The organism is Amycolatopsis sp. cmx-11-32, from assembly GCF_047608695.1.
In the GTDB taxonomy this organism is placed as follows: domain Bacteria; phylum Actinomycetota; class Actinomycetes; order Mycobacteriales; family Pseudonocardiaceae; genus Amycolatopsis.
Genome location: NZ_JADNQN010000023.1, coordinates 18439 through 40856 on the forward strand (window position 1 = coordinate 18439; position 22418 = coordinate 40856).

Below are 22418 nucleotides of genomic sequence, written 5' to 3' on the forward strand. Positions count from 1 at the left end.
ACATCTCTCGTTATGAAAGGTCCGTTCCTGACAGCTTCCGCTAGAGCACGCTCGTGTACCCGTTGAGCGCGGGCTGACCGCCCAGGTGCGCGAAGAGCACGTTCGACTCACGCGGGATCTCACCCCGGCCGACGAGGTCAATCAGCCCCGCCATCGACTTACCCTCGTACACCGGATCGGTGAGCACGCCCTCCAGCCGCGCCAGTGTCCTGATGGCGTCCAAAGTGGACTCGTCGGGGATACCGTAGATTCCCGCGTGGTACCGCTCGTCCAGTTCGACCTCGCCGATTTCACCGGCGCCGATCAGCTCCGCGGTGGCCCGCGCGATGCGGGTGATCTGAGCGCGGGTCTCAGTCGGCTTCGCCGAACCGTCGATGCCGAGGATCCGTCGCGGCTTCCCCGAAAGCGCGGCCCCGGCGACCATCCCGGCCTGCGTACTGCCGGTGACCGAGCAGACGACCACCGTGTCGAAGTAGACGCCGAGTTCGGCCTCCTGCGCTTCGAGCTCGACGACCCAGTTCGCGAAACCGAGCCCGCCGAGGCGGTGGTCCGACCCGCCCGCCGGGATCGCGTACGGCTTGCCTCCGTCCGCTTCGATCTCCTTGACCGCGTTCTCCCAGCTTTCCTTGAAACCGACACCGAACCCGGCTTCGACCATCCGGATGTCCGCGCCGAGAATGCGCGAGAGCTGGACGTTGCCGACCTTGTCGTACAGCGGGTCGTTCCAGTCGACCCAGCTCTCCTGTATCAGCACGGCCTTGAGCCCGGCCCGCGCGGCGGCCGCGGCCACCTGGCGGGTGTGGTTCGACTGGACGCCGCCGATGGAGATCAGCGTGTCCGCGCCCGAGGCGAGCGCGTCGGCGACCAGGTATTCGAGCTTCCGTGTCTTGTTGCCGCCGAACGCGATGCCGGAATTGACGTCCTCACGTTTCGCCCAGACCTTCGCGCCGCCGAGGTGGGCGGTGAGCCGTTCGAGCGGGTGCACGGGGGAGGGGCCGAACAGCAACGGGTAGCGCGGGAAGTCGGCGAGGGTCATGGAGTCTCCAATAGGGCTTCGAGTTCGGTCCAGATCGTGGCGGTGATCGAGCAGGCCGAGTCGACGTCGCCCCCTTCGATGGCGTCGGCCAGTTCCGCGTGGCGCTGCACCGACCGGTGCGCGGGCAGAGAGCCGAAGCGGGCGTATTCGAGACGACGGAGCAGCGGCGTGTAGCGGGCCAGCGTCGCGGCGACGGCCCGGTTGCGCGCGGCGGTCACCGGGATGTCGTGGAGTTCGTCGTCGGCGGCGATCGCGGCCGCGATGTCCCCGGCGGCGACGGCGTCGGCGAACCGGCTGTTGGCCGCGCGCATCGCCGCGACTCCGGCCGGTCCCACCCGCGGCGTGCCCACCCGGACGGCGAACTCGTGCAGCGCACGGACCAGCTGCAGGGCGTCCCGGACGTCGTCCGCGACGAACCCGGCGACGCGCGTGTAGCTCTGCGGCTTCGACTCGACGAGGCCGTCCTCGATGAGGCGCAGCAGCGCCTGGCGCACCGGCGCCCGCGACAGGCCCAGCTGGTCGGCGAGGTCCCCGTCGCGCAGGTTCGTCCCCGGCGGAAGCGTCCCGTCGATGATCGCCCGCCGGATGTTCTCGTACGCCTCGTCCCGAAGGAGGGACCTAGGCACCTTCGCAAACCCAGTCACATCTAAAATGTTAGCTGCTACCCGTCTTTTCGGGTAGGTCCCGATGCTATGAACGGTCCGTTACTCGCAAAATTTGCAAGTAACGGACCGTTCATAGCATCGGGGAGCGGGATCCGGCACCTAGTAGACCGGGCCCGTGTACTTCTCGCCCGGCCCCTGCCCGGGGGCGTCCGGCACGGCCGAAGCCTCGCGGAACGCCTTCTGCAGGGACTGCAGGCCGTCACGCAATGGGCCGGCGTGCAGGCCGAGGTACTCTGCGGAAGCGGTGACCAGCCCGGCGAGAGCGGTGATCAGGCGGCGGGCCTCGTCGAGGTCGCGGTGGGGTGAGGCGGCCGGATCCTCGTCGGCTAGACCGAGGCGTTCGGCGCCGGCGGAGAGCAGCATGACGGCCGCCCTGCTGATCACCTCGACGCTCGGGATGTCCTCCAAGTCGCGGACGTCCGGGGAATACGGGGGCTGCTGAACGGGTTCGTCTGACACGTCTGGTACCCTTCCACGAGCGACCAGCCCCCGAGTGATCGGGGGCGGCAAGTGGAGCCCCGCTCCCACCCGTGTCACTGCCGTAACACCAGGTGTCCGGGTCCGGTCTCGCCAAGACGATTTCGGGTGTCGAGGCGGTGCGTTCGGTTCTGGAGACTGAACGCGATCGGAATGAGTGGGCCTCGTGTACCTCACGGTACCGAGGCCTTCGGTATGTGGGCACCAGGTCGAAACGGTAGAAGAATTTACCTCGAACCAGGGAGGCCCCATCAGTTCCGAGACACGCATCAACGAACGAATCCGGGTACCGGAGGTCCGCCTTGTCGGACCAGCCGGTGAACAGGTCGGCATCGTCCGGATCGAAGATGCGCTGCGGTTGGCACAGGAGAACGATCTCGACCTCGTCGAGGTTGCTCCTCAGGCACGCCCGCCCGTATGCAAGCTCATGGACTTCGGCAAGTTCAAGTACGAGAGTGCGCAGAAGGCCCGCGAGTCCCGCCGCAACCAGCAGCTCACCGTCATCAAAGAGCAGAAGCTGCGGCCGAAGATCGACCAGCACGACTACGAGACCAAAAAGGGTCACGTGTCCCGCTTCCTGGCGGCTGGCAACAAGGTCAAGGTCACGATCATGTTCCGCGGTCGCGAGCAGTCCCGGCCGGAACTCGGTTTCCGCCTGCTGCAGAAGCTCGCCGACGAGGTGACCGAACTCGGTTTCGTCGAGTCGTCGCCGAAGCAGGACGGTCGCAACATGATCATGGTGCTGGCCCCGCACAAGAACGTGAAGCCGCCCAAGGCCGCGAAGGCGGCCAAGGACGAGTCGTCCGAGCCGCCCGCCGACGCGTAAGCGCCGACAAGCACCTGTCGCGGCACACCGGAATTTCCCGGTGTGCCGCCGCACGAAAGAGGACAACGCAATGCCGAAGATGAAGACGCACAGCGGGACGTCGAAGCGAGTTCGCGTCACGGGCACGGGCAAGCTGCGCCGCCAGAAGGCCGGTCGCCGCCACCTGATGGAGAAGAAGTCCAACAGGCTCACCCGTCGTCTCGAAGGCACCACCGAGATCGCCAAGAACGACGTCGGCCGCGTCAAGCGCCTTCTCGGCCGCTGACACCCCGCACTTTGTAAACGCCGGGCGCGCCAGCGCGCCCCCAGATCGACAGGATGGACCCAGTGGCACGCGTCAAGAGGGCTGTCAACGCCCATAAGAAGCGTCGCGCGACTCTCGAGCTCGCCAGCGGCTACCGCGGCCAGCGTTCGCGGCTGTACCGCAAGGCGAAGGAGCAGACGCTTCACTCGCTGAACTACGCCTACCGGGACCGCCGTGCCCGCAAGGGTGACTTTCGCCAGCTGTGGATCACCCGCATCAACGCGGCTGCCCGCGCCAACGGCGTCACCTACAACCGGTTCATCCAGGGCCTGAAGACCGCGGGTGTCGAGGTCGACCGCAAGATCCTCGCGGACCTCGCGGTCAACGACGCCGCCGCCTTCACCGCGCTGGCGGAGCTGGCCAAGGCCAACGTGAACACCGAAGAGAAGAAGTCGGCCTGACCGGCTACAGCGCTCTTCCGCAACCCGGGGCGGCTCCGTTCACCGAACGGACGCCCCGGGTTGTTTCCGCGCGCAAGCTCACCCGTCGGGCCGAGCGCGAAAAAGCGGGCCGGTTCCTCGCCGAGGGCGCGAACGCGGTCGAGGCCGCGCTCACCCACGCCCTCGAAGACGATGGCACGGTGCACGAGCTGTTCGTGACCGAACGCGCCGCCGCGCAGCACGAGCGTCTGCTCGTCGCCGCGCACGAGGCAGGTGTCCCGGTTTCGCCGATCACCGATCGCGCCGCCGACGGGCTTTCCGAGACCGTGACGCCGCAAGGCATCGTCGCGGTCTGCGCACTCGTCGACCGTCCACAAGAGACCGTCCTCAAGCCGGGCGCGAAGCTCGTCGTCGTCCTCGTCGACGTCGCGGATCCCGGGAACGCGGGCACCGTGATCCGGGTCGCGGACGCAGCCGGCGCCGACGCGGTCGTCCTCGCGGGCGACAGTGTCGACCCGCACAACGGCAAATGCGTCCGCGCGGCCGCGGGCAGCCTGTTCCACCCCGCCATCACCCGGATCCGGGACGTCGACGCGGCCTTGAAGGCCTGCTCCGCCGCCGGTCTCCGCACGTTCGGCGCGCACGGGTACGCCGACACCGAACTCGACCAGGTGAGTTTCGACCAGCCCACCGCCTGGGTGTTCGGCAACGAAGCGCACGGATTGCCCGAGCGTGTGCTCGGCACCGTCGACCTCGCGGTCAAGATCCCGATGTACGGCCGGGCCGAAAGCCTGAACCTCGCGACAGCCGCGGCGATCTGCGTGTACACCAACGCGATGGCGCCGCACCGGGGTCGCTGAGCTGCGGATTCCACTCGTGTGGGGGTTCTTGGTCTCCATCGTCTGCACGACCCTGGCCGGGATCTACCAGACCGCCTTGTGCCGCTTCGCCGCCGACGGCGTTGTTCCGGAGGCGTTCGGAAAAGTGGACTCCGAAGGCGCTTTCGCCGGACGCCGAGCGCGGAATTCGATGGCCCTGCGGCGTACCACCACGTAGAGTCGTGGGTACTACGCTGTTCGAACCACGACACCAAGGGAGTTCTCATGGAACGCATCGTTCGTTCCAGCACCTTGTTTACGGCGTAGATCCGCGTTCTTCGCGCTTCTGAGTGACGGTATGCCCAGCCCGAGGGTGATCGGGGGCCGCTGTTCGCTGTCCCATAGAATTCAGCAGCTGCTAAACCCATGTGTGTGCTCGCGTGCACCGGACCAGTCCCAGCGGACGCCGAGGAGTTATGTCCGAAGCCAACGACAAGCAGGACCCCCAGGCGGGGGCGCTCGCGCCGGATACGTTGACAGCCGCCGTCAAGCAGGCCGAGACGGATTTCGCGGCCGCGGCGGATCTCGACGCGCTGGCCGCGGTCAAACCCGCCCACCTCGGGGACCAGTCTCCGCTGCTGCTCGCGCGCCGCGAGATCGGTGCCCTGCCGAAGAAGGAGAAGGCCGAGGCTGGGAAGCGGGTCAACGAAGCGCGGCAAGGCATCCAGGCGGCTTTCGACGCGCGCCGTGCCGTGCTCCAGGTGGAACGTGACGAAAAGGTGCTCCGTGAGGAGACCGTCGACGTCACGCTTCCGTGGGACCGCGTCCCTCGCGGCGCCCGGCACCCGATCGCGACCCTTTCGGAGCGGATCGCCGACGCGTTCGTCGCGATGGGCTACGAGGTCGCCGACGGTCCGGAACTCGAGGCCGAGTGGTTCAACTTCGACGCGCTGAACTTCGGCAAGGACCACCCCGCGCGCCAGCTGCAGGACACGTTCTACGTCGGCGAGGAGGACTCCGGGCTGGTGCTGCGGACGCACACCTCGCCGGTGCAGGCCCGCACGCTGCTGCACCGCGATCCGCCCGTGTACGTCGTCTGCCCCGGCCGTACCTACCGGACCGACGAGCTCGACTCCACGCACACTCCGGTGTTCTCGCAGGTCGAAGGGCTCGCGGTCGACAAGGGCCTGACGATGGCACACCTCAAGGGCACCCTCGACGCCTTCGCCCGCGCGATGTTCGGCGAAAGCTCGAAGACCCGCCTGCGCCCGCACTTCTTCCCGTTCACCGAGCCGTCGGCCGAGGTCGACGTCTGGTTCGAGCAGAAGAAGGGTGGAGCGGGCTGGGTCGAATGGGGCGGCTGCGGCATGGTCAACCCCAACGTTTTGCGTGCCTGCGGCGTGGACCCGGAGGTCTATTCGGGTTTCGCCTTCGGCATGGGTATCGAGCGCACCCTGCAGTTCCGCAACGGAATTCCGGACATGCGCGACATGGTGGAGGGCGACATCAGGTTCACCCTGCCCTTCGGAACGGAGGCCTGAGTGAAGGTCCCAGCCAGCTGGCTGACCGAGCACCTCGACGTCGACGAGGAGGTCACGGCCCAGGATCTGGCCGACGCCTTCGTGCGGATCGGCATCGAGGTCGACGAGGTCCGCGCGCTCGAACCGGTCACCGGCCCGCTCGTGGTGGGCCGCGTGGCCGAGATCGAGGAGCTGACCGAGTTCAAGAAGCCGGTCCGTTTCTGCCGCGTCGATGTCGGCGAGTCCGAGGACGACGCCGACAAGCCCGACGAGAACGTCGACGCCGATGATGACGACGATGACGAAGGTCCTTTCGAGGACGACGGCCCGACGGGGATCCGGACTCGCGGGATCATCTGTGGTGCCACGAACTTCGCCGAGGGTGACCTGGTCATCGTCGCGCTGCCCGGCACGGTGCTGCCCGGCGGTTTCGAGATCGGTTCGCGTAAGACCTACGGCCGGCTCAGCGACGGCATGATCTGCTCCGCGAGCGAACTCGGCATCGGTGACGACCATTCCGGCATCCTCGTGCTGCCGCCGAGCACCGCCAGCCCTGGCGAGGACGCGAACAAGCTGCTCGGCCTCGACGACACCGTCCTCGAGGTGACGCCGACCCCGGACCGTGGGTACACCCTGTCGGTCCGCGGGCTGGCCCGCGAGCTGTCGAACGCACTCGACGTCCCGTTCGGCGACCCGGCGTCCATCGAGGTCCCGGCGGCCGAGAGCGTCGCGTGGCCGGTGCACCTCGAGGACACCGAGGGCTGCAAGCGGTTCGTGCTGCGCCGGATCAAGGACCTCGACGCCACCGCGCCGACACCGTGGTGGATGCACCGCCGTCTGATGCTGGCCGGCATCCGCTCGATCTCGCTCGCGGTCGACGTGACCAACTACGTCATGATCGAGCTCGGGCATCCGCTGCACGCGTTCGCGACCGGGTCGGTCAAGGGCGACCTGGTGGTGCGCAAGGCGAAGCCGGGTGAAAAACTGACCACTTTGGACGATGTCGAGCGCACGCTCGACGTCGACGACGTGGTGATCGCCGACGACACCGGGGTCATCTCGCTGGCGGGCACGATGGGCGGCGCGTCGACCGAGATCACGTCGGAGAGCACCGACGTACTGCTCGAAGCGGCGCACTGGGACCCCTCGTCGATCAGCCGGACGGCCCGCCGTCACAAGCTGTTCTCCGAGGCGGCCAAGCGGTTCGAGCGTTACACCGACCCGCAGCTGTGCGCGGTGGCCGTCGAATTCGCCGCGCGTCTGCTGCGCCAGTACGGCGACGGCTCGATCCTGCCCGGCCGCACCGACGAGGGCGGCGTCGAGCCGAACCAGCCGGTGACCATGCCGATCAGCCTTCCCGACCAGGTGGCCGGGGTGCGATACGAGCGCGGTGTCACGGTCCGGCGGCTGTCGCAGATCGGCTGCAAGGTCAACGTGGGTTCGTCCGAGGACGGCATCGCGCTGGTGACCGCGGTCCCGCCGAGCTGGCGCGGTGACCTGGTGCAGCCTGCCGACCTGGTCGAGGAGGTGCTCCGGCTGGAGGGCTACGACAGCATCCCGTCGGTGCTGCCCGAAGCCCCGGCGGGCCGTGGCCTCACCGACACCCAGCGTCGTCGCCGCTCGGTCGCGCGTGCGCTGGCCGAGGCGGGCTACGTCGAGGTGCTGCCCTTCCCGTTCATCTCGGACTCGGTCTGGGATTCGTTCGGGCTGCCCGAGGACGACCTCCGCCGCAAGACCGTCCAGGTCCGCAACCCGTTGGAGACGGACAAGGACCGGATGGCGAGCACGTTGCTGCCCGGTCTGCTGGAAATGGTGCAGCGCAACGTCTCCCGTGGCTTCAAGGACGTCTCGCTGTTCCACATCGGACAGGTGGTCCTGCCGGGACCGAAGCCGATCCCGATGCCTTCGCTCGGGGTGGACCGGCGCCCGGCCGACGAGGAGCTCGCGGTACTGGAGGCGGCCGTCCCGCCGCAGCCGGTGCACGTCGCCGTCGTGCTCGCCGGCCAGCGGGGCCGCGCGGGCTGGTGGGGCGAAGGCGAGCAAGCGAACTGGGCCGACGCGGTGCAGGCGGCCCGGCTGGTGGCGCAGGCCGCCGGTGTCGAGCTGACCACGGCCGCGGCGGACCAGCCGCCGTGGCACCCCGGCCGGTGCGCGCAGCTGCGAGTGGGGCAGTGGCCCGTCGGCTACGCCGGTGAGCTGCACCCGAAGGTCGTCGAGGCGCTCGGCCTCCCGCCGCGCACCGTCGCGATGGAACTCGACCTGGACGCGATCCCGATCCCGGACGGACGTCCGGCGCCGCGGATTTCGGCCTACCCGCCGGTGCTGCTCGACGTCGCCCTCGTCGCCGAGGCGGGTGTGCCGTCGGCCGACCTGGCCGAGGCGCTGCGCGAAGGCGCGGGCGAACTGCTCGAAGACATCACGCTGTTCGACTCCTACCAGGGCGAGCAGCTGGGCGAGGGCAAGCGTTCGGTGGCGTACAAGCTCCGGTTCCGCGCCGCGGACCGCACGCTGACCGTCGACGAGGCCACCAAGGCCCGCGACGCCGCCGTCGCGATCGCAGGTGAGCGCTTCGGCGCGAGCCTGCGAGCTTGACCTGTGGTCCCGTGTAGGCCCCTTCCCTCGGCTATGGTTTTCAATGACCAGCTGAGGGAAGGGGCCTTTTACGCGTCGTGGATGTGGCAAAGTGAGGACTCGTGTCACGTCCAGACGGTCGGTCCAGTATCCAAGACATCGCCCGTGCGCGGCTGAGCGACGGTTTCGTCGGCAGAGTCGGGGAACGCGAGGAGTTCCGGGTCAATCTGGGGTTGCCGGGGAGCGACCGGCGCCGCCGGTACCTGTACTCGGTGCACGGTCTCGCCGGCGTTGGCAAGTCCTTCCTCCTCGAACAACTTCGCGGGATCGCCGAGGAAGCCCGTGCCGCCGTCGGGTTCACGGACGACCGGCAGCAGGATCTGCCGGCCACACTGGTCAAACTGGCGAAGGACCTCGCCCGCAGCGGACACGAGATGCGCCGGTTCGAGAAACGCCACGAGTTCTACCTCAAGGCGAGGGAACGGCTCCACAGCGATCCGCAGGCCCCGGCCGCGGGCCGCGCGCTCGTGACGAAGACGGTGGTGAGAGCCGGTCTCGGCATGGCGAAGACCCTACCCGGCGGAAGCATCGCCGCCGACGCGATCGACGCCGACGCGACGGCGAAACAGCTGGAACAGTTGCAGAGCTATCTCGCGGCGAAGTTCAAGCGGAAAGCCGATGTCCGGCTGCTCCTCGATCCGGCGGAGGAACTGACCAAGCCGTTCGTCGAGGATCTCTGGCGTGTTCCCGAATCCCGGCAGATCGCGCTGTTCTTCGACACCTTCGAGCGGACGGCGCCAGTACTGGAGACGTGGTTGCTCGACCTGTTCGGCGGACTGTACGGCGACCTGCCGCAGAACCTCGTGCTCACCACGGCCGGGCAGTTCCCGCTGGACGAGGCGAAGTGGAACAGGCACGCGCCGCTGGTGCACGAGGTCGAACTCCGGCCGTTCACCGAACCGGAGGCACGGCGTCTGCTCGCCGAACACGGGATCACCGACGAAAAGGTGATCGAGATCGTGCTGCGGCTGACCGACGGCCTGCCCGTCCTGGTCGCCATGCTGGCACGGGGGAAGCCCGCCGAAGCGGGCGCCGTCGGGGATCCCAGCGACGACGCGGTCAAACGCTTCCTGCATTGGGTTCCCGAGAAGGCCAAGCAGGAGATCGCCGCCACGGCGTCGCTTCCCCGTGTCCTGGACGAAGACGTCCTCGGCGTCCTGACCGGGAAGGAAACCGCGGGGGAGACCTTTCGCTGGTTGCGGGAACTGCCGTTCGTCGGGCGGCGCGAGCTTCCGGTGCGCTATCACCCGGTGGTCCGCGGTCCGATGGTGCGCCTGGAACGCGGGCGCTCGCCGGCGGCGTTCGCCGAACACCACCGGCGGCTCAGCGAGTACTACGAAGGCCGGTGCGCCGAACTCGGACTCAGCCGCCATCGCGACGCCTGGAGCGACGAAGGCTGGCAGCGGAGGAAGCTCGAGCAGACCTACCACCGGCTTTGCGGCGATCCGGCGGAAGCGCTGCCGGACGCACTGCTCGGGGCCGCCGAGATGATCACTTCGGGTACCGCTGCCGCGCGGGCCTGGGCGCGGATGATGGAGCAGGCGGGCGTCGACGCGGACGCGCCCGCTGTACTGGACTGGGCGCAGCGGCTGACAGCCGCCATCGGGGACGGCGACGGCTCGCGGAAGATCCCGGTGCTCGACCTGCTCGCCGGTGCCGGCGAACTCGACACGGCCCGGCTCTCGACGGTGATTCGCCGTCGTGCCTGGGCCTACGAGAGCCAGGACGAGATCGAGCGGTCGAAGCGGGACTATGACCGGGCTTGCGACCTCAATCCCGCCGATCCCTACGTCTGGAGTGACCGGGGCAATCTGTTCCACAACGAAGGCGACTGGGAACGGGCGCTGTCGGACCTGAACAGGGCGATCGAACTCGACCCCGCCTACGCCTACTCGTGGCGAGGGCGTGGTTCCGCCCGTGCCGGACTCGGTGATCTCGACGGTGCGATGGCCGACCTCGACGAGGCGGTCCGCCTCGAAGCCGACCACGCGTGGGCGTACACCGCCCGGAGCGAGGTGTACGTCAAGCGCGAAGAACTCCGGAAGGCGATCGGCGAACTCGACATCGCGGTCCGGCTCGATCCCGACTATGCCTGGGCGATCTGCCAGCGGGCGATGCTGCTGGCCGAACTGGGGGAGAACGAGGAAGCCCTCGCCGGGTACCGGGCGGCGGTCGCCCTGCGGCCCAAGGACGTCTACTACCTGACCGAGCTGGCATGGTTCCTCGAGCAGACCGGGGACGAGGACGCCGCTTCCAAGACCTTCGACGCGGTCATCGCGGCGAACCTGGAAAACGCCAGGTCTCACGCGATCCGGGCGGCGTTTCACTATCGCGGCGAGCGGCATCGGCTCGCGATCGACGGCTTCACCGCCGCCCTTCGGCTGGACCCGGACTACGAGTGGGCGTGCTACATGCGTGGCCAGGTGCACGCGGCCGAGGGTGATCCGGAAGCTGCACTCGCCGACTTCGAACGGGCGATCGAACTTGCCCCCGAGGACGCCGAGAACCATCTGCGGCGGGGGATGGTGCTGCTCCGGCCGCTGAAGAGGCGCGACGAGGCGATGGAGTCGCTGAACCGCGCGCTCGAACTCGAGCCAGCCAACGAGTGGGCTCACGTATGGCGAGCGTTCGCCCACCGGGCTTCGAAAGACTACGAGACCGCCCTCATCGACATCGATGCCGCACTCGAAGCGAACCCGGGGAGCGCCTTCTTACACACCCTCCGGGGCGACAATTTCGCGGACTTGGATCGGCACGAAGAAGCCCGGGCGGAACTGGACGAGGCGGCCAGGTTGGGGCAGGACGGATACGCTTTCCACCGGCGTGCCCGTCATCGCCTTCTGTTCGGTGATTTCGACGGCGCCTTGTCCGATGTGGACAGCGCGCTGGCCGCCGGCGACGAGAGCAGCCGCGTCCTGCGTGCGGAGATCCATCGCCGGACAGGTGACCACGAAGAGGCCGTCCGGGAACTGCGTGAACTGGTCGCCCTGGATCCGGACGGCACTGACCACTCCGGGAACCTCGGGGAAGCCTTGCTGCATGCGGGGAGGACGGACGAGGCGATGCAGGTCCTGCGGCCGTTGGCCTCCGAATCCGTCTGGGCGCGCAATCTTCTCGCGCTGGCCTGGCTGAAGATTGGGCGAACCGAGGAAGCCCAGCGGCGTTTCTGCGAAGCTCTCGAAGAAGCCGTCGCCGATGCTACGACCGACCCCGGCGATTGGGACGCCAAGACCCAGCCGCTCTTCTACCTCCTTGCCCTCGGGCGCGCCGAAAACGCGAAACGTAATCTCGCGGACCTGCTCAGCGAAGAACCGCCGCGGGAGGTGCGGCTCGACCTGCTTCGCGATCTGAAGGAGACGGGAGAGCTGTTGCCCGAACTCGGCGAGGTGATCGAGGAGCTCGTCGCGCTGATCCCGCGGCCGGCGCTCAACCGCCCAGGTGCTTGAGCGCCTCCTTCCGAGACAGGGGGGACAGTGCGGGATGCGCGGCGACGAACGCGCGCACCCAGTCCGGCTCGGTCTTCGCGTACTCACGCAGGGCCCAGCCGATTCCCTTGCGCAGGAAGAAGTCCTTGTCGTCGATGTTCGCCTCGACCGCCCGGGTGAGCAGATCGGTGTCGGTGCCGCCCTTGGCCCCGACCTGACAGATCACCGCCGTCCGCCGTCGCCACCTGTCCTCGTCGTAGGCCCAGGTCAGCATCAACGGCGTCACCGTCTCCGGCTCCGCGCGCAGGATCGGCCCGACGCGGTGGATGGCGACTTCGTCCACGTAGTCCCACCAAGCGCCCGTCACGATCATCTCTTCGTACAGGTCGAGCAAAGCGGTGTCCTGCTGGCGGGCATAGGCGCGGTGTCCGGAGAGGGCTACCGCCGCGTACCGCTCTTCACGGAACTCCGCTTCACGCCACAAGGTGAGGACGGCGGTGGAGAAACTCACACGATCGGGTAGCGGATGTTCGGCGAAGACCTTCCTCAGCAAGGCCGCCCGAGGGGGTGACGCGACACCGAGGAACGGCATCTCCGACTTCATGTACGCGCGCATGCCCGGCGCCTTCTCCGGATCGGCCAGCGCGGCCAAACCGTTGCGAACCGCCGAAACCAGGCTTTTCACCTCGTTCACGCGAACTCCTTTCCCCAGTGGACGCCGCGAGCGTACGACAGGGGACCGACAAGACTGATATGCCCGGATCGAGGCGCGGATACCGACTAAAGAAGGATGGCGGTCAACGTGTCGGTCAGCGAGATTTAAGCCGGTTCTCGGTAGCTTCGGCCCGAACGGGTCGAACGCGGACGAAAAGGAACACAGTGAAGAAATTCGTTGCCGCCCTGGCGGTCGCGGGGATCGGCGTCGGCACCATGGCGCTCGCTCCCTCCGCCACGGCCGCCTCGGCGTCGGACTTCGATCCGAAGCCCATCTCCTGGGGAGCCTGCACGCGTCCGGGCCTGGTCAAGGCCGGCGCGGAATGCGGTTTCCTCGAGGTCCCGCTCGACTACGCGAAGCCCGGCGGCGAGAAGATCTCGATCGCCGTCTCGCGCGTCAAGCACAAGTCCGCCCGATCGCAGGGCGTCATGATGGTCAACCCGGGTGGCCCCGGCGGCTCCGGCCTCGGCCTGTCGACGCTCGGCCGGGCCGTCCCCAAGAAGGCGGGTGACGAGTACGACTGGATCGGCTTCGACCCGCGCGGGGTCGGGGCGAGCAAGCCGTCGCTGACCTGCGACGGGAACTACGCCTCCTACAACCGTCCGCAGTACGTGCCGACCACGCGTGCCCTCGAGAAGGCGTGGTTCGACAAGGCGAAGGGCTACGCGAAGGCGTGCGCCAAGAACGGCGCGATCCTCGAGCACATCAAGACCATCGATGTCGCGAAGGACGTCGACAGCCTGCGCAAGGCGCTGGGCGAGAAGCAGATCAACTACTACGGCTTCTCCTACGGCACCTACCTCGGCCAGGTCTACAGCACGCTGTTCCCGCAGAACGTGCGGCGGATGGTGTTCGACGGCACCGTCGACCCCCGCGATGTCTGGTACAAGGCGAACCTGAACCAGGACATCGCCTTCGACAAGAACATCAAGACCTACTTCGGCTGGCTCGCCAAGTACGACGACGTCTACCACCTCGGCAAGACCGCGTCCGCGGTCGAGAAGCTGTGGTACGCCGAGCAGAAGAAGCTGTACGACAAGCCCGCGGGCGGCGTCATCGGCGGCTCCGAGTGGACGGACATCTTCCTGCAGGCCGGGTACTACGTCTTCGGCTGGGAAGACATCGCGAACGCGTTCTCGGGCTGGGTCCACAAGGGAGACTGGCAGACCCTGAAGGGCCTGTACGACGCCTCCAACCCGCCGGGCCAGGACAACGGTTACGCGGTCTACGCGGCCGTGCAGTGCACCGACGTCGCGTGGCCGCAGAGCTGGAACCGCTGGAAGTTCGACAACTGGGTCACGCACTTCCGGGCACCGTTCGAGACCTGGGGCAACGCCTGGTTCAACGCGCCGTGCCTCAACTGGCAGGCGAAGTCGGGCAAGCCAGTGGAGATCGACGGCCGCAAGGTGCCGGGTATCCTGCTGGTCAACGAGGAGAAAGACGCCGCGACGCCGTACCCCGGCAGCCTCGAGGTCCGCAAGCGCTACCCGAACTCCAGCCTGATCAGCGCACCCGGTGGCACCACGCACTCGGGTTCGCTGTCCGGCGTGTCCTGCGTGGACGACAAGATCGCGGACTACCTGCTGACCGGAACGCTGCCCGCGCGGAAGCCGGGCAACGGTTCGGACGTGCAGTGCACCCCGGTCCCGCAGCCGGTTCCGGCTGGTTCGTCGGCCGGCGCGAAGAAGTCGGACGTGCCGTCGTCCATCGCCGAAGTGAAGAAGGAGGCGCTGGCTCAGGCGCTGCCTTTCTGAGCCCGGTCGCTTTGAGACGCCCCGCTTCGGATTCGTTCCGAAGCGGGGCATTTCCTTTGAGCCCCGTCGCGATTAGTCCTCTAAATGCGGTGGGAAGATGGCCTGTCGCGGGGGGTGTGTGGATATAGGGACGTTGAGTGTCCCTATATCCACACGCCCCCGCGTATCCGGTCACCTGTCGTCATGATCGGTCTGGCGGCGCGCTACTGTGTGGATTTTGGACATCTGACGTCCCAAAATCCGCACAGTCGGCGCACCGGCCCGGAGTCGCCGTAGGTCGCCGGTCTCGCTCACGAACACGTTTCCGCTAGGACACGCCTCGGACCTCCGCCCGTCCCCCAACCGCAATTAGTCCTCTAAACGCGCTGGCGGCCGCCATGACCGGCACCCTCTCGTCCCGAAAAGCACTGAAAGTACCGGTCATCCACCGTCCCGGCCCGAATTCCCGCCGCCGGGCCGGGGAATTGTCGGGGCCGCCCATTAGCGTTCCCGGCATGACCATTGTCGAAGAGCACCGGACCGAGATCCGCGTGCAGGACACCGTTTATCGCATCGAGGTCGCCGCCCGTGAGGGTGGCGGCGCGGCCGGGGAAGACCGCTGGGTGACCGTCATGGTCGGCGGAGCCGGACCGCAACAGGAGCCTGTCGCCGAAGGCAGGCTCGACATCGACGCCGAGGCCGTACCGGCTTTGGCGACCGTCCTTTCCGACACGCTGATGGCGTTCGCCGGTCGGAGCAACGGCCGGAACGGCCGCCGAAGATCGGCCGACCGTCCCGCGCACCAGGGCCTGCCGTGGTCCGAAGAACTGGACGCGGAACTGGAAGGCCGTTGGCTGGCCGGGGAAAGCGTCGAGGAGATCGCGCGGCGGTTCGAACGGACGCCGGGCGGGATCCGGGCCCGGCTGCCGAGGGTCGGCTGCGACCCGGAGCGCCGGGGCGCGTATCTCCCGATCCCGCCAAGTCAGCGAGAGGTGGGTGAACTCGGCTGAACGAAGGCGGGCGCGAGGGTCACCCGGCCCTCGTGGCCGCCGTCAGTCCACTGTGGACGAAATACCGCGGTTCACCCGCGCCGCCATCTCCCGGAGGTGGCCGATCAGTTCCGGCGGCTCGTGCACGGTGAATTCACAGCCGAGTCCCAGCAGACGGAACGCGAGCCAGTCGAGGGTGTCCGCGCCCGCGTTCCAGACGCAGCTTTCGTCATCGATCGGCTCGATTTCGCCGATGTTGTCCCCGATCGCGGGGGCGACCTGGTTCATCGGCGCGTGCAGGGTCACGCGCGCGCTGTAAGTGGGAAGGAGGCTGTACATCCTGTCGGTGACATAAGCCGCCACGTCCTCCGCGGGAGGCTGCCTGGGAGTGGTCCGGCCACCGGTCGCTCGCGGTTCGGAGATCCGGTCCGCACGGAAGATCCGCCAGTCGTCGCGGTCGAGGTCATAGCCGAGCAAATACCAGCGGCGACCGGCCGAGACGAGCCGGTGCGGTTCGACGTGCCGCCGGGATTCGGTGCCGTCGCCCGTGCGGTAGGCGAAGCGTGTCCGCTCCGTGTTGGCGATCGCGCCGGCGAAGACGGTGAGGTGTTCCGGGTCCACCGCGGGGCCGGTGCCGGGCAGCGGCACGGTCGCGGCGCCCAGCGCGCCGACGCGGTAACGCAGCCGCGAGGGCAGCACCTGCTCGAGCTTCGCCAGTGCCCGCACCGACGACTCCTCGATCCCCGAGATCGCCTGTCCGGCGGCGCCACGGAGACCGACCGCGATCGCGACGGCCTCCTCGTCGTCGAGCAGCAGCGGTGGCATCGCCGCGCCCGCGCCAAGCCGGTAGCCGCCGTCGGAACCTCGCGACGCCTCGACGGGGTAGCCGAGCTCACGCAGCCTGTCGATGTCGCGCCGGATGGTCCGCTGGCTGACCTCCAGCCGTTCGGCGAGCTCGCTGCCAGGCCACTCACGGGGTGTCTGCAAGAGCGACAGCAGGCTGAGCAACCGGGCGGGCGTGTCTGTCATGCGGCAAGGATGCCCCGTATAAGGGACACGAGCTGGCCTATATCGGGTGACCCACATGACTATGTTTGATTGAACTTGCACGCCTGTGCATAATCATGCGTATGACGGTGAAGATCGCGGTAGCCGGAGCCAGCGGGTACGCGGGTGGCGAACTCCTGCGCCTGTTGCTGACCCATCCCGAAGTCCAGATTGGCGCGCTGACCGCGGCCAGCTCCGCGGGGACCCCACTGATCCAGCACCAGCCGCATCTCGCTCCGCTGGCGGACCGTGTCCTGCTGGAGACCACCCCGGAGACCCTGGCCGGGCACGACGTCGTCTTCCTCGCCCTGCCGCACGGGCACTCGGGGGCCATCGCCGCCCAGCTGGGTCCGGACGTCCTGGTGGTCGACCTCGGCGCGGACCACCGCCTCGCGAACGAGGCCGACTGGCAGCGCTGGTACGGCGGCGACCACGCCGGGCAGTGGCCGTACGGGCTCCCCGAACTCCCCGGCGCCCGCGAGCGCCTCGCCGGGACCAAGCGCATCGCGGTCCCCGGCTGTTTCCCGACCGGCGGTTCGATCGCCCTCGCCCCGGCCCTCGCCGCGGGCCTGGTCCAACCGGAGGTCAACGTCGTCGCCGTCACCGGGACCTCCGGTGCGGGCAAGAGCCTCAAGCCGAACCTCCTCGGTTCGGAGGTGATGGGTTCGGCCACCGCGTACGGCGTCGGCGGCGCCCACCGCCACACGCCCGAATTCGCGCAGAACCTCTCGGCGGTCTCGGGGGAGCAGGTCAAGGTGTCCTTCACCCCCGTGCTGGCCCCGATGCCGCGCGGGATCCTCACCACCGCGAGCGCCGCGCTCAAGTCCGATTTGGACGCCGACGGCGCCCGCGAGGTGTACGAGAAGGCTTACGCCGCCGAGCCGTTCGTCCAGCTGCTGCCGCCTGGCCAGTGGCCGTCGTCGGCATCGGTGGTCGGCTCGAACAACGTCCAGCTGCAGGTCACCGTCGACGCCGACCCCCGGCGCCTGATCGTGGTCGCGGCCATCGACAACCTCACCAAGGGCACCGCCGGCGGTGCCGTCCAGTCCATGAACCTCGCGCTCGGCCTCCCCGAGACCACCGGACTTCCGACCGTAGGAGTCGCTCCGTGACCGTCACCCAGCCGAAGGGATTCCGGGCCGCGGGCGTCGCCGCCGGGATCAAGGCCGCCGGAAAGCTCGACCTCACGCTCATCGTCAACGACGGCCCGCTGCGGGTCGCGGCCGGCGTGTTCACGCGCAACGTGATCAAGGCCGCGCCCGTGCTGTGGTCGCAAGAGGTGCTCAAGCAGCGGCGACTCAAGGCCGTCGTCCTCAACTCCGGCGGCGCGAACGCGGCCACCGGCCCCGGCGGTTTCCAGGACACGCACAAGACCGCCGAGAAGGTCGCCGAACTCTGCGAGGCGGGCGCGATCGAGGTCGCGGTCTGCTCGACCGGCCTGATCGGCGAGCGCCTGCCGATGGAAGCACTGCTTTCCGGCGTGGACACCGCCTTCAAGGAACTCGGCACCGGCGCCGAAAGCGATCTCAACGCCGCCACCGCGGTCATGACCACCGACAGCAAGCCGAAGCAGGCGGACGCGAAGCACGACAGCGGCTGGAGTGTCGGCGGGTTCGCCAAGGGTGCGGGCATGCTCGCCCCGAACCTCGCGACGATGCTCTCGGTCCTCACCACCGACGCGGTCGTCACGCCCGAGGTCCTCGACAGGGCCTTGCGCGCCGCCACCGGTGTCACCTTCGACCGGCTCGACGTCGACGGCGGGACCTCCACCAACGACACCGTGCTCGTCCTCGCGTCCGGCGCCAGCGGCGTCGAGCCGACCGAGGCCGAACTGACCGAACTGCTCACCGCCGTCAGCCTCGACCTCGTGCTGCAACTGCGCGCGGACTCCGAAGGCGCGACCAAGTACGTCGACGTCACGGTCACCGGTGCGGCGAGCCAGACGGACGCCATCGCTGTCGGCCGGACGATCGCCGAGGACAACCTGGTCAAGACCGCGCTGTTCGGTTCGGACCCGAACTGGGGCCGCATCGCCATGGCACTGGGCCGCGTGCCCGCGGAGATCGACCCGGAGAAGGTCGCCATCACGATCAACGGCGTCACCCTGTTCGCCAAGGGCACCCCCGCCGCGGACCGTTCCGAGGCGGACCTCTCCGGCCGTGACATCCGGATCGTCGTCGACCTGGGGCTCGGCGAAGGCGAGGCGACGATCTACACGACCGACCTCTCGCACGCGTACGTCGAAGAGAACAGCGCGTACTCGTCATGAGCCCTTCCGAATCCACGGTACCCGCGGACGAACGGCTCGCGACGGCCGCGGAGAAGGCCGCGATCCTCATCGAGGCCCTGCCCTGGCTGCAGCGCTTCCACGGCGCCACTGTCGTGGTGAAGTACGGCGGCAACGCCATGATCGACGAGAGCCTCAAGCAGGCTTTCGCCGAGGACATGGTGTTCCTGCGCATGGCCGGGCTGCGTCCGGTGGTGGTGCACGGCGGCGGCCCGCAGATCACCGCGATGCTCAACCGGCTCGGCGTCGAAGGCGAGTTCAAGGGCGGCCTGCGCGTCACCACGCCCGAGACGATGGACATCGTCCGCATGGTGCTCACCGGCCAGGTCAGCCGCGAACTGGTCGGGCTGATCAACGCGCACGGCCCACACGCGGTCGGTATCTCCGGCGAGGACGCGCGGTTGTTCACCGCCGAGCGCAAACAGGCCACTGTGGACGGTGTGCCGGTCGACATCGGGCTGGTCGGCGAGATCTCCGAGGTCAACCCGGACGCGGTGCTCGATATCGTCAACGCCGGCCGGATCCCGGTCGTGTCCACCGTGGCCCCGGATGTCGACGGCGTCGTGCACAACATCAACGCCGACACCGCCGCCGGTGCGCTGGCCGCCGCGCTTGGCGCGGAGAAACTCGTCGTCCTCACCGACGTCGAAGGCCTTTACGCCAACTGGCCGGATCGCGGTTCGCTGGTCGATCGCATCCGCGTGGACCGCCTCGAAACCCTGTTGCCCGGTCTCGCCAGCGGCATGATCCCGAAGATGGAGGCCTGCGTGCGCGCCATCCGCGGCGGTGTCCGCCGGGCACACGTGATCGACGGCCGGATCGCCCACTCGGTGCTGCTGGAGGTCTTCACCTCCCGTGGCATCGGTACCATGGTCTTCCCCGAAACGGAGCTCCCGTGACCACGCTCAAGTCCAATGTAGACGGCCAGGAGCACTGGAAGTCGTCCCTTATGGACAACTACGGCACCCCTTCGCTGACGCTGGTCCGCGGCGAGGGCGCGAAGGTCTGGGACGCCGACGGCAAACCGTACATCGACCTGCTCGGCGGAATCGCCGTCAACGCGCTCGGCCACGCCCACCCCGCTGTGGTCGCCGCGGTCACCGAGCAGGTCGCGAAACTCGGGCACACCTCGAACCTGTACGTGAACCCCGTCGTTGTCGAACTGGCCGAAACCCTCCTGGACGTCGCTGGCCTGCCCGGTAACGCGAAGGTGCTGTTCGTCAACTCCGGCGCGGAAGCCAACGAAGCCGCGCTGAAGATCAGCAGGCTCACCGGGCGCACGAAGATCGTCGCCTGCGAGGGAGCCTTCCACGGCCGTACCATGGGCGCGCTGACACTGACCGGTCAGCCGTCGAAGCGCGACGCGTTCGAGCCACTGGTTCCCGGCGTCGTTCACGTTCCTTACGGAGACGTCGACGCGCTTCGCGCCGCAGTGGACAACGAAACGGCGGCGTTGTTCCTCGAGCCGATCCTCGGGGAAGCGGGTGTCGTCCCGGCGCCGGACGGTTACCTCCAGGCCGCGCGGGAGATCACCAAGGCGACCGGGACCCTGCTGGTCCTCGACGAGGTGCAGACCGGCATCGGCCGCACCGGCTCGTGGTTCGCCTTCCAGCACACCGGCATCGTCCCGGACGTCATCACCCTGGCGAAGGGACTCGGCGGTGGCCTGCCGATCGGCGCGGTCATCGGCGTCGGCGAGGTGGGTAAACTCATGAAGCCGGGGCAGCACGGGACCACTTTCGGGGGAAACCCGATCTGCTGCGCCGCGGGACTCGCTGTGCTCAAGACCATCGCCAAGGACAACCTGAACGACCACGTTTCCGCGCTGGGCAAGGACATCGCGACCGGGGTCGAGGAACTCGGCCATCCGCTGGTGGCCGGGGTCCGCGGCGCCGGGCTGCTGCTCGGCATCGCGTTGCGCGAACCGGTCTCGGCGGCGGTCGCCAAGGCCGCACAGGAGGCGGGTTACCTGGTCAACCCTATCGCCCCGGACACCATCCGACTGGCACCACCGCTGATCCTGAGCGCCGACGAGGCCAAGGGATTCCTCGAAGCCCTTCCCGGGGCGCTCGATTCCACCACCACCTAGGACAGAGACAAACGCATGCTCCGCAACTTTCTCCGTGACGACGATCTCAACCCGGCCGAACAGGCCGAGATCCTGGATCTCGCCGACCAGCTGAAGGCCGAGCCGCTGAGCTCCCGCGCGCTGGAGGGCAAGTCCGTCGCGGCGATCTTCGAGAAGAACTCCACCCGGACCCGGTTCTCGTTCGAGGTGGGCATCGCCCAGCTCGGCGGTAACCCGGTCATCGTCGACGGACGCTCCATGCAACTCGGCCGCGAAGAGACCATTGAGGACACTTCGCGGGTGCTTTCGCGGTACCTGGACGCGATCGTGTGGCGGACCTTCGCCCAGAAGCGCATCGACGCGATGGCCTCGGCGGCGGGTATCCCGGTGATCAACGCGCTCACCGACGAATTCCACCCGTGCCAGGTGCTCACCGACCTGATGACCATCCGCGAACGCAAGGGCAAGCTCGCCGGGCTCACCCTGGTCTACCTCGGCGACGGAGCCAACAACATGGCGCATTCGCTACTGCTGGGCGGGACCACGGCCGGAATGCATGTGCGCGTCGTCTCTCCGGAGGGCTTCCAGCCGGATCAGCAGGTCATGCTCGACGCCAAGCACCGTTCGAGCGAGACCGGCGGCAGCACCACGGTCTTCACCGATCCGTACGCCGCTGTCGAAGGCGCGGACGTCGTCGTCACCGACACGTGGACGTCGATGGGGCAGGAGAACGACGGCCTCGACCGCGTCGGCCCGTTCCGTGAACTGCAGGTCAACGCCGCGCTGATGCGCCGAGCCGCGGACGAGGCGATCGTGCTGCACTGCCTGCCCGCGCACCGCGGCTGGGAGATCACCGACGAGGTCATCGACGGCCCGTCGAGCGCGGTCTGGGACGAGGCCGAAAACCGGTTGCACGCGCAGAAGGCGCTGCTGGTATGGCTCCTGGACGAGAAGCGACGATGACCGGCGGCAGAGTCACCCGGCAGGCCCGGATCACCGAACTCGTGTCGACGATGGCCATCCGCAGCCAGACGGAACTCGCGAAGCTCCTGGCGGCGGAAGGCATCGACGTCACCCAGGCGACGCTTTCGCGGGATCTCGACGAACTGGGCGCGGTCAAGCTGCGGGGCGCTGACTCCGGCGCTCCCGTGTACGTGATCCCGGAGGACGGCAGCCCGGTACGAGGAGTGCAAGGTGGCACGTCCCGGCTTTCGCGGTTGCTCGCCGAATTGCTCGTTTCGGCGGACTCGTCGGGGAACCTGACGGTGCTGCGCACTCCGCCGGGTGCGGCCCAATTCCTCGCCAGCGCCATCGACAGGGCGGCGCTGGAGGAGGTCGTCGGATCGATCGCAGGCGACGACACGGTCGCGGTGATCGCGAGGGAACCGTTGTCCGGCAAGGACCTGGCCGAGCGTTTCATGGCGCTGGCCCGACGGTCGTCCACAGCGGACGGCGGTGAGGAGACCGAAGGTGACGCCTGACGAGCGCACACTGTAC

General features: G+C 68.3%; 21 protein-coding genes. 16 read left to right on the plus strand and 5 right to left on the minus strand.

Features of this window, described 5'->3' with window-relative positions; translation table 11 throughout:
- Positions 1-40: 40 nt before the first annotated feature.
- From ACM6LR_RS38050 to ACM6LR_RS38060, 3 genes are all read right to left on the minus strand, one after another.
- A complete protein-coding gene (locus ACM6LR_RS38050) occupies positions 41-1036 on the minus strand; it encodes a 1-aminocyclopropane-1-carboxylate deaminase (RefSeq protein WP_414942581.1) in 996 nt (331 codons plus the stop codon).
- Complete coding sequence (locus ACM6LR_RS38055; RefSeq protein ID WP_414942582.1) at positions 1033-1662, minus strand: GntR family transcriptional regulator; 630 nt, start codon at positions 1660-1662, stop codon at positions 1033-1035. The genes ACM6LR_RS38050 and ACM6LR_RS38055 overlap by 4 nt, the downstream gene beginning before the upstream one ends.
- Before the next feature lie 138 nt (positions 1663-1800).
- Positions 1801-2160: a DUF1844 domain-containing protein gene (locus ACM6LR_RS38060; protein WP_076157053.1), complete on the minus strand. Its 360-nt coding sequence runs from the start codon at positions 2158-2160 to the stop codon at positions 1801-1803.
- A 268-nt stretch (positions 2161-2428) separates the two neighbouring features.
- On the opposite strand from ACM6LR_RS38060, the gene infC reads away from it, so the two are divergent.
- From infC to ACM6LR_RS38100, 8 genes are all read left to right on the plus strand, one after another.
- A complete protein-coding gene (gene infC / locus ACM6LR_RS38065; RefSeq protein ID WP_414942606.1) occupies positions 2429-3004 on the plus strand; it encodes a translation initiation factor IF-3 in 576 nt (191 codons plus the stop codon).
- A gap of 70 nt (positions 3005-3074) precedes the next feature.
- On the plus strand, positions 3075-3269 hold the full coding sequence (rpmI, locus tag ACM6LR_RS38070; RefSeq protein WP_005163285.1) for a 50S ribosomal protein L35: 195 nt from the start codon (positions 3075-3077) through the stop codon (positions 3267-3269).
- A gap of 62 nt (positions 3270-3331) precedes the next feature.
- Positions 3332-3709 (plus strand): 50S ribosomal protein L20, encoded by a 378-nt coding sequence (gene rplT, locus ACM6LR_RS38075; RefSeq protein ID WP_414942583.1) that lies wholly within the window; start codon positions 3332-3334, stop codon positions 3707-3709.
- Positions 3706-4548 (plus strand): TrmH family RNA methyltransferase, encoded by an 843-nt coding sequence (locus ACM6LR_RS38080; RefSeq protein WP_414942607.1) that lies wholly within the window; start codon positions 3706-3708, stop codon positions 4546-4548. Before rplT ends, ACM6LR_RS38080 begins: the two co-directional genes overlap by 4 nt.
- A 16-nt stretch (positions 4549-4564) precedes the next feature.
- Positions 4565-4744, plus strand: coding sequence for a hypothetical protein (locus tag ACM6LR_RS38085; protein WP_414942584.1), 180 nt, complete (start codon positions 4565-4567; stop codon positions 4742-4744).
- 238 nt (positions 4745-4982) lie between these two features.
- A complete protein-coding gene (pheS, locus tag ACM6LR_RS38090) occupies positions 4983-6047 on the plus strand; it encodes a phenylalanine--tRNA ligase subunit alpha (protein ID WP_414942585.1) in 1065 nt (354 codons plus the stop codon).
- Positions 6048-8618 carry a phenylalanine--tRNA ligase subunit beta gene (gene pheT / locus ACM6LR_RS38095; protein WP_414942586.1) on the plus strand — a complete coding sequence of 857 codons (2571 nt, stop codon included), beginning with the start codon at positions 6048-6050 and terminating at the stop codon, positions 8616-8618. It abuts the gene before it with no gap.
- A gap of 101 nt (positions 8619-8719) precedes the next feature.
- Positions 8720-12103 carry a tetratricopeptide repeat protein gene (locus tag ACM6LR_RS38100; protein ID WP_414945520.1) on the plus strand — a complete coding sequence of 1128 codons (3384 nt, stop codon included), beginning with the start codon at positions 8720-8722 and terminating at the stop codon, positions 12101-12103.
- Here the strand turns inward: ACM6LR_RS38100 and ACM6LR_RS38105 are convergent.
- Complete coding sequence (locus ACM6LR_RS38105; RefSeq protein ID WP_414942588.1) at positions 12084-12776, minus strand: DNA alkylation repair protein; 693 nt, start codon at positions 12774-12776, stop codon at positions 12084-12086. The two genes, ACM6LR_RS38100 and ACM6LR_RS38105, sit on opposite strands and share 20 nt — an antisense overlap.
- Before the next feature lie 185 nt (positions 12777-12961).
- Here ACM6LR_RS38105 and ACM6LR_RS38110 point away from each other — a divergent pair, with 185 nt between their 5' ends.
- Both ACM6LR_RS38110 and ACM6LR_RS38115 read left to right on the plus strand, forming a co-directional pair.
- Positions 12962-14551: an alpha/beta hydrolase gene (locus ACM6LR_RS38110; protein ID WP_414942589.1), complete on the plus strand. Its 1590-nt coding sequence runs from the start codon at positions 12962-12964 to the stop codon at positions 14549-14551.
- A 494-nt stretch (positions 14552-15045) separates the two neighbouring features.
- Positions 15046-15540 (plus strand): helix-turn-helix domain containing protein, encoded by a 495-nt coding sequence (locus ACM6LR_RS38115; RefSeq protein WP_414942590.1) that lies wholly within the window; start codon positions 15046-15048, stop codon positions 15538-15540.
- A 42-nt stretch (positions 15541-15582) separates the two neighbouring features.
- Here ACM6LR_RS38115 and ACM6LR_RS38120 read toward each other — a convergent pair whose 3' ends face one another.
- Positions 15583-16548, minus strand: coding sequence for a helix-turn-helix transcriptional regulator (locus ACM6LR_RS38120; RefSeq protein WP_414942591.1), 966 nt, complete (start codon positions 16546-16548; stop codon positions 15583-15585).
- Between the two features lie 101 nt (positions 16549-16649).
- Here ACM6LR_RS38120 and argC point away from each other — a divergent pair, with 101 nt between their 5' ends.
- The 6 genes from argC to ACM6LR_RS38150 are packed head-to-tail and all read left to right on the plus strand — an operon-like array spanning position 16650 to position 22402.
- Positions 16650-17678 carry an N-acetyl-gamma-glutamyl-phosphate reductase gene (gene argC, locus ACM6LR_RS38125; RefSeq protein ID WP_414942592.1) on the plus strand — a complete coding sequence of 343 codons (1029 nt, stop codon included), beginning with the start codon at positions 16650-16652 and terminating at the stop codon, positions 17676-17678.
- Entirely contained in the window at positions 17675-18835 is a 1161-nt protein-coding gene (argJ, locus tag ACM6LR_RS38130) for a bifunctional glutamate N-acetyltransferase/amino-acid acetyltransferase ArgJ (RefSeq protein ID WP_414942593.1), read from the plus strand. The genes argC and argJ overlap by 4 nt, the downstream gene beginning before the upstream one ends.
- Complete coding sequence (gene argB / locus ACM6LR_RS38135) at positions 18832-19752, plus strand: acetylglutamate kinase (protein ID WP_414942594.1); 921 nt, start codon at positions 18832-18834, stop codon at positions 19750-19752. The genes argJ and argB overlap by 4 nt, the downstream gene beginning before the upstream one ends.
- Complete coding sequence (locus ACM6LR_RS38140) at positions 19749-20942, plus strand: acetylornithine transaminase (RefSeq protein WP_414942595.1); 1194 nt, start codon at positions 19749-19751, stop codon at positions 20940-20942. Before argB ends, ACM6LR_RS38140 begins: the two co-directional genes overlap by 4 nt.
- A gap of 15 nt (positions 20943-20957) precedes the next feature.
- Positions 20958-21884, plus strand: coding sequence for an ornithine carbamoyltransferase (gene argF / locus ACM6LR_RS38145; RefSeq protein ID WP_414942596.1), 927 nt, complete (start codon positions 20958-20960; stop codon positions 21882-21884).
- Complete coding sequence (locus tag ACM6LR_RS38150) at positions 21881-22402, plus strand: arginine repressor (RefSeq protein ID WP_414942597.1); 522 nt, start codon at positions 21881-21883, stop codon at positions 22400-22402. The genes argF and ACM6LR_RS38150 overlap by 4 nt, the downstream gene beginning before the upstream one ends.
- The last annotated feature ends 16 nt before the right edge of the window (positions 22403-22418 follow it).